We start from the raw sequence: 7222 nt of genomic DNA on the forward strand, positions 1-7222 counted from the left end.
TGGCTCGACCCCGACCTGCTCCTCCCCTACGCCACCGGCCTGGCCGAGGGCGGGTGGCCCCGTGAGCGCGGGCGGGTCGGCGGGTTGGTCAACGTGCTGCTCGCCGACGACCCGGACGCCGCGAAGGCCGAGGTCCGCGCCGCCGCCGGCCGCAACCGGGCCTCCTACCGCGGCAACGACGACGCCGCGGCGACGCCGGGCGAGGCCACGTTCCCGCGGCTGCGGGTGCTCACCGCCGACCACGCCGTCGCCGCGGTCGCCGACCAGCTCGCCGCCTTCGACGGTCCCGACGGCTTCCCGGTGACCGACGTCTTCTGCTTCGCCGACCTCGGGGGCCTGCCGGACGCGGTCGTCGAACGCCACCTCGCGCTCGTCACCGACGTGCTGCGGCCGGGCCTGGCCCGGCACGACCCCTCGACCAGCGCCGTCGGAGGTGCCTCGTGACCCCCGGGCTCCCCGACGACCTGCTGGCCCCCGAGGCGCTGCGCGACCCCGACGGGGCGGCGGCCGTGCTGCGCGAGCACGACCCGGTGCACTGGAGCCCGACCCACCGGGCGTGGCTGCTCACCCGCTACGACGACGTCGTCGCGGCGTTCCGGAACCCGGCGCTGTCCTCGGACCGGGTGCGGCCGCTGATGTCGGCCCGGCAGGACCGTCCGGGCACCGGTGAGCCCGAAATCTCGCACCGGGTGCTCGGCCTGATCAGCGAGTGGATGGTCGTCACCGACCCGCCCGCGCACACCCGGCTCCGACGGCAGGCGGGCGCGGCGTTCAAGCAGCAGCAGATCGCCGCGATGGAGGCCCGGATCCAGACGATCGTCGACGACCTCGTCGACGGTTTCCTCGCCGGCGGCCCCCGCGGCGACCTCGTCGCGGGCGTGGCCTACCCGCTGCCCGCGATCGTCATCGCCGAGATGCTCGGCGCCCCGCCCACCGACCGCGACCGCTTCCGCACCTGGTCCGACGAGCTCGCCCTCGTCGCGTTCGGGGCGGGCGGCGACGCGCGCCCGGACCGCCACGAGCGGGCGCTGCGCGGGCTCGAGGAGATGGCCGGGTACTTCCGCGACCTGGTCGCCCACCGCCGTCGCGAACCCGCCGGGGACATGCTCTCGGCGATGATGGCCGGCGACGGCTCCGCGCCCGACGAGCCGGGGTTGTCCGACGACGAGCTCGTCGGCATGTGTGCGCTGCTGCTCTTCGCGGGCCACGAGACCACGACGAACGCCATCGCCAACGCCGTGCGGCTGCTGACCGCCGATACCGCGTTGCGCGACCGGGTGAGCGAGGACCCGACGCTGGTCGCGCCGGCCGTGGAGGAGGCGTTGCGCCTGGAGGGCCCGATCAAGGTGCTGGTGCGCTGGGTCGTGGCCGACCACGAGGTCCGCGGGCGCACGATCCGCGCGGGCGAGCGGGTCTACCTGCTGCTGTGCGGGGCCAACCGCGACCCGGAGCGGTTCGAGGCCCCCGACGCCGTCGACCTGGCCCGGTCCCGGCCCAACCACATCGCGTTCGGGCGCGGCATCCACGCCTGCATCGGTGCCCAGCTGGCGCGGCTCGAGACGCGGGTCGCGGTCGGGACGCTGCTGCGCCGGCTGCCGGGCCTGCACGTCGAGGGGGACCCGCCGCGGCTGCCCGTGCTCGCCTCGCGAGCCCAGCACGCCCTGCCCGTGGTGCACGACGGCGCGGTGGTCGGGGGCGGGCGGTGACCGCGCGCCCGCGGGTGACGACGCTCGCCGAGGTCGTCGAGGAGTCGGCCGCAGCCGCCCCGGACGCCGAGGCGCTGGTCTTCGCCGACGGTGAGCGCCTCACCATCGGGGCCCTTGCGACGCGGGCCCGGGAGCACGCGGGCGCGTTGCTCGCCGCCGGGGTGGCCCCCGGGGACCGGGTGGCCCTGCTGCTCCCGGCCTCCGCGGACCTCGTCGCCCTGCTGCTCGCCGTCACCCGGATCGGGGCGGTGGCCGTCCCGGTGAACGCGCGCTACCGGGGGCAGGAGGTCCGCCACGTCGTCGTGCACTCGGGGGCGTGCCTCGTCGTGACCGCACCCCCGGCGACGTCCGGCGCCCCGGATCTGGTCGACCTCGCCCGGCGCGCGGTCGAGGCCGGCCCGACCCCGGAGCTGCGCGCCGTGCTGACCGTCACCGAGCTGCGCGGGGCGGCCGCCCCGGAGGATGCGGTGGCGGCGGCCCTGGCCCGCACCCGGGTCCGCGACCCCGCCGTGCTCGTCTACACCTCCGGGACGACGGCGGCGCCCAAGGGCGCGCTGCTCTCCCACGAGGCACTGGTCCGGCTCGCCGCCGGCATCACCGAACGGATGGCGCTGAGCCCGGCCGACCGGATCTGGACGGCCATCCCCCTCTTCCACGGCGGCGGGATCACTTTCGCCCTCACCGCGCTGACGGCCCGGGCCACCTTCGTGCACCCCGGCTGGTTCGACCCCACCACCACGCCGGCCCTGCTCGAGAGCGAGCGGGTGACCGTCGCGCTGGCCGCCTTCGAGACGATCTGGGTGCCGGTGCTCGACCGCCCGGACTGGGCCGACCGCGACCTGCACCGGTTGCGGCTCGTCATGGCCGTCGGGGTGCCGGAGCGGCTGCGGGCGATGGCGGCCCGGGTGCCGCAGGCAGCGCACGTGTCCTGCGTGGCGATGACCGAGTCCTCGGCATTCCTGGCGCTGGGCCGCCCCGACGACCCCCTCGAGGCGCGACTCACGACCGGCGGGCACCCGATGCCGGGCATGGAGGTCCGCGTCGTCGACCCGGAGACCGGGGCCGACCTGCCCACGGGCGCCGAGGGGGAGCTGCTCTTCCGCGGGCCCACCGCCTTCGACGGCTACTTCCGCGACCCCGAGGCGACGGCGGCCGCAATCGATGCCCACCGCTGGGTGCACACCGGCGACGTCGTCACCGTCGACGACGCGGGCAGGGTGACGTTCCGCTCCCGGCTCAAGGACATGCTCAAGGTCGGCGGCGAGAACGTCGCGGCCGCCGAGATCGAGGACCACCTGCTGACCCATCCGGCGGTCGGGGTGGTCGCGGTGGTGGCCGCGCCGGACGACCGCTACGTCGAGGTCCCCGCGGCTTTCGTCCAGCTCGCCCCGGGCGCGCACGCCACCGCCGACGAGCTCGTGGCCCATTGCGTCGGGCGGATCGCTGCGTTCCGGGTCCCGCGCTACGTGCGGTTCGTCGACGAGTGGCCGATGTCGGGCACGAAGATCCGCAAGGTGGACCTCCGGGCCCGGATCGCCGAGGAGATCACGAGCGCGCTGCACCCCGCGCGGCCAGTTCGGCCCGCGAGGTGACGTCGAGCTTGGCGAAGATGCGCCGCAGGTGGGTGCGGACGGTTCCGGTGCCGATGAGGAGCTGGTCCGCGATCGCCTGGTTGCGCAGCCCCCGGGCCGCGAGCTCGACGACGTCGCGCTCGGTCGGGGTGAGGCTCTCCCACCCGCTCGCCGGGCGCCTGCGCGGGCCGCGGGCGCGGCGCGCGTAGGCGACGGCCGCGTCGAGGTCCAGCGACGCGCCCTCGACGTGGGCCCGGTCCCGCGCCGCCGCGTCGAGCGTCTCCACTGCCGCAGCGTCGATCACCCCGCGGGTGACGGGTGCGGGGACGAAGCCGAGCCGCTCCCGCGCGGCCGCCGCCGCGGCCGCCAGGCGGACCGCCGCCTCGGTCCGCCCCGCGTCGAGCACCAGCCCCGCGACGACGTCGAGCGCGTCGACCACGAGCGGCAGGTACCCGGCGCCGTGGGCGGTGGCGAGCACCTCGTGCGCGTCCGCCAGCGGATCGCCGCCGGTCCCGAGCCGGTGCAGCGCCACGCAGCGCGCGAGGCCCGCGGCCTGGAGCGCGTCGAGGGCCCCGGCGCTCCGCGCCTGCTCCCGCGCCCGCTCGGCCGCGGCCAGGGCCCGCTGCGGGTCACCCGCCACCAGTCGGGCGCAGGCCTCCAGACCACCGGCCTCCGCGGCCACGAGCGTCATCCCGCCGAGCGCCGCGGCCTCGACCAGCGCCGCGATCGCGTCTCCCGCCGGTTCCGGGTCCGCCCACACCGTGACGTGCGCGCGGCACAACTCCAGGAACTCCGTGGCGCCCAGGCCCGGGTGCTCGTCGAGGAACGCGGCGAGGCGCGACGTCAGCTCGGCCGCCTCCGGTCCGCGTCCGGCCCGGCACAGCGTGCGGATCACCGGGGCGAGGGCACCGGCCGCACTCACCGGCTCACCCACCTCGACGGCCAGCGCCCACCCGGCCTGGCCGTGTCGCAGGGCGGCGGGGCCGTTGCCGCGCAGGCGGGCGTCCTCGGCGCGGATGGCAGCGTCCCAGGCCCGCAGCTGGTGGTGCCCGAGCTGCTCGAGCGAGGGGAGAGCGGCGTCGGCGCAGGCGACGGCCGCGGCGTGGTCGCCGCGCCAGAGGTGGGTGTAGGCGAGCACCTGCAGCGCCTCGACCTCCGCCCACCGGTCCCCGGCCCGGGCCGCGAGCTCCGCGGCCGCCCCGACGACGGGGGCCGCGGCGTCGGGGTCGTCGAAGGCCTGGGCCATGCCGAGCAGGATCATCGCCCGGGCGCGGACGTCATCGGCCGCGTCCGGCTCCTCGGCGAGCTGCGCGGCGAGCGCGAGCCCACCGCCCAGGTCCCCGGCGTAGACGGCCTGGAACGCGTGTGCCCACCGCAGGCGCGCGCCCGGCCGCGCCCCCCGCGCGGCGAGGGCCGCCGTCAGGCGCGCGGCGACGTCGAGGCCCTCCCGGCACCGCCCCCGCAGCGACCACCAGAACGCGAGGTCGGCGACGACATCGGCGGCCACCTCCAGGGTTCCGTCGGCGGCGAGGCCGTCGGAGGCGCACGCCCGCGCGAGCACGGTCCGGACCGCCGCGGCGTCGTGGTCGAGCCGGTCGAGGACGGCGAGGTCGGCGTGCTCCAGCGCGGGACGCGCGGTCGAGGCGAGGTCGGCGACCCACCGCGCGAGGCGACCGTGCGCGCGCCGGGCCTCGTCGGGAGCGCTCTCGCGGGCGTGCTCGCGCACCGTCTCGAGCACGAGGTAGGCCGCGTCGTCGGGCAGGAAGCGGACCAGGGAGTGGTCGACCAGCTCCTCGAGGACCGCCACCGCGCCGGCCCCGTCACCGAGCTCCGGAGGACCGATCACCGCCTCAGCCGCGGCGAGCGAACAGCGACCCTCGACGACGGCCAGCGCCCCCAGCGCCGTGCGAGCCCGTTCGCCGAGCAGATCGGTACTCCAGGTGAGACAGCTCGCCAGTGACCGGTGGCGGACGTCCCGACCTGCGACGGAGCGCGTGCTGACGAAGGTGAGCCGGTCGGCCATGCCGTCCTCGATGGCCGCCAGCGGGAGACCGCGGGCGCGCGCCGCAGCGAGCTCGAGGGCCAGCGGCAGCCCGTCGAGGGCGTGCGCGATGCGGCGGGCGACCCGGTCGGTGTCCGCGCCCGCGGGCAGGGCCGGCTGCGCCCGCCGGGCCCGGTCGAGGAAGAGCACGGCGGCGTCGTCCTCGGGCAGTCCCTCGACGGCGAGCGTCGCCTCGCCCGGGACGCCGAGCGACACCCGGCTGGTAACCACCACCCGCAGCCGCGGACACCCCCGCAGGAGCTCGACGACGGCCTGCGCCGCTCGGTCGCGGACGTGCTCGCAGTTGTCGAGCACCAGCACCGACTCGACGTCGCCGACGCGCCGGGCGAACCGCTCCGGCGGGGCCAGCGCCGGGTCGTCGCGGATGCCGCACGCGTCGAGCACCACCGACCACAGGTCCTCGCCGGGCGCGCACGCGGCCAACTCGGCCACGCCCACCACGGGCGCACCCAGCGCCGGCAGGGCCTCGCCCACGAGGCGCGTCTTCCCGCCGCCCCCCGGCCCGAGCAGCGTGACCAGCCGCTCCGCGCCGGCGAGCCGCGCCAGCTCGGTCAGCTCCGCCGCCCGTCCCACGAACGCCGTCGGTGACCGCACCCCCTCGGTCATGAACGGAGTCTGCGCCACGGAGCGTGGTCGGGTCACCGCCGATCGGCCGATGGCGGAGCGGAAATTCCGGGGGTGGTCACGCCCCGGGTATGCCGATCGGTAGATGTTTCCGTGGCCGGGCCGTCATGACCCTGGACGCCGCACCGGGTCGACCCGCACCCGGGCGGAGCGAGGAGGAGACATGGCCGACCTGGTCGAGCTGACGACGACGACGTGGAACGACCGTGACCGCGCCGGCTGGCGCGAGTGCTACGTCGAGGACTGCGAGATGCTGACGCCCGGCGTGGTGGACGGCACCGGCGGCGCGGCCCTCCTGGCGTTCTGGGACGAGACGATGGAGGCCTTCCCGGACAACCGGATCACCGTGGTGCGGGTGGTCGCCCAGGGCGAGATGCTGGTCGAGGAGTCGCGCATCGACGCGACCAACACCGGACCGATCGCGGGGCCGGACGGGACCCCGATCCCGCCCACCGGTCGGTCGCTGTCCCTGCCCTTCGCCGGCATCCACCGCATCGACGGCGACCGCATCGTCAGCTCGCACTTCTACTGGGACACGTTCGACATGCTGGGTCAGCTCGGGCTGCTGGACGCGTGACGGGATGCGTCGTTCCTCCGGTGCGCGGTCACCTCCACCCGCCGACGTGGCTCCACGGCGCCCGGGCCGTGGTCGGAGCACGATCAGGGAGTCACTGCGCCCGGTGTGGAAGATCCGTTCGGCACGCAGGGGCTCCCTCGATCTCGAGGGCGGCACCACTCCGGTCGTCGCCCCGTGCGGAGGCGCTCAGCCCATCGAGAGCTTCTGCCCGGGCACGATGTGGTTGGGGTTCGCCAGCCCGTTCTGCGCGGCGAGCGAGCCTGCGGTCGTGCCGTGAGCGGTGGCGATCCCCGAGAGCGTGTCCCCCGGACGCACGGTGTAGGTGCCCGTCGTCCCGGTGGTGGTGGCGGCCGTGGCGGCCGACGTGCTCCCGGTCGTCAGCGAGGTGATGAACGTGGCGAAGCTGGTGCCGACGGCCGCCAGCGACGCCCCGATGGAGCGCGTCGTCGCCGCGGCGGTCAGCGGCTGGGTCACGATCGCGTACAGCACGAGGACCAGGACCAGTATCCCGACCACCCGCCCCACACTCATACCTCACACGATCGCGTCCCGACCGCCTGAACACCAGCCCGGGGCGGGAGCGCGGACGACAGGGCGTCCCCGCGGCTGAGTGGAGTCGGCCGAACGCCGCGCGTCACACGGGGCCGCATGACCTGGCGGGCCGGGGACCGGGTGCGGGAAG

At 76.5% G+C, this 7222-nt stretch carries 5 protein-coding genes and 1 pseudogene; 4 read left to right on the top strand and 2 right to left on the bottom strand.

Annotation, left to right across the window (positions count from 1 at the left end; translation table 11 throughout):
• The 3 genes and pseudogenes from AC0CYZ_RS12270 to AC0CYZ_RS12280 all read left to right on the top strand — a co-directional run.
• Nucleotides 1-444: pseudogene (locus tag AC0CYZ_RS12270) on the top strand (hypothetical protein); the annotation flags it as partial.
• A complete protein-coding gene (locus AC0CYZ_RS12275) occupies nt 441-1706 on the top strand; it encodes a cytochrome P450 (RefSeq protein WP_472215659.1) in 1266 nt (421 codons plus the stop codon). The pseudogene AC0CYZ_RS12270 and the gene AC0CYZ_RS12275, both read left to right, overlap by 4 nt.
• Entirely contained in the window at nt 1703-3298 is a 1596-nt protein-coding gene (locus AC0CYZ_RS12280) for a class I adenylate-forming enzyme family protein (protein ID WP_472215661.1), read from the top strand. The genes AC0CYZ_RS12275 and AC0CYZ_RS12280 overlap by 4 nt, the downstream gene beginning before the upstream one ends.
• On the opposite strand, the gene AC0CYZ_RS12285 is transcribed toward AC0CYZ_RS12280, so the two are convergent.
• A complete protein-coding gene (locus AC0CYZ_RS12285; RefSeq protein ID WP_472215663.1) occupies nt 3252-5945 on the bottom strand; it encodes a LuxR C-terminal-related transcriptional regulator in 2694 nt (897 codons plus the stop codon). The two genes, AC0CYZ_RS12280 and AC0CYZ_RS12285, sit on opposite strands and share 47 nt — an antisense overlap.
• A 181-nt stretch (nt 5946-6126) precedes the next feature.
• On the opposite strand from AC0CYZ_RS12285, the gene AC0CYZ_RS12290 reads away from it, so the two are divergent.
• Nucleotides 6127-6540: an ester cyclase gene (locus AC0CYZ_RS12290; RefSeq protein ID WP_472215665.1), complete on the top strand. Its 414-nt coding sequence runs from the start codon at nt 6127-6129 to the stop codon at nt 6538-6540.
• 186 nt (nt 6541-6726) lie between these two features.
• Here AC0CYZ_RS12290 and AC0CYZ_RS12295 read toward each other — a convergent pair whose 3' ends face one another.
• Complete coding sequence (locus AC0CYZ_RS12295) at nt 6727-7071, bottom strand: LysM peptidoglycan-binding domain-containing protein (RefSeq protein ID WP_472215667.1); 345 nt, start codon at nt 7069-7071, stop codon at nt 6727-6729.
• Nucleotides 7072-7222 lie beyond the last annotated feature (151 nt).

Source organism: Actinomycetospora sp. (genome assembly GCF_055612215.1).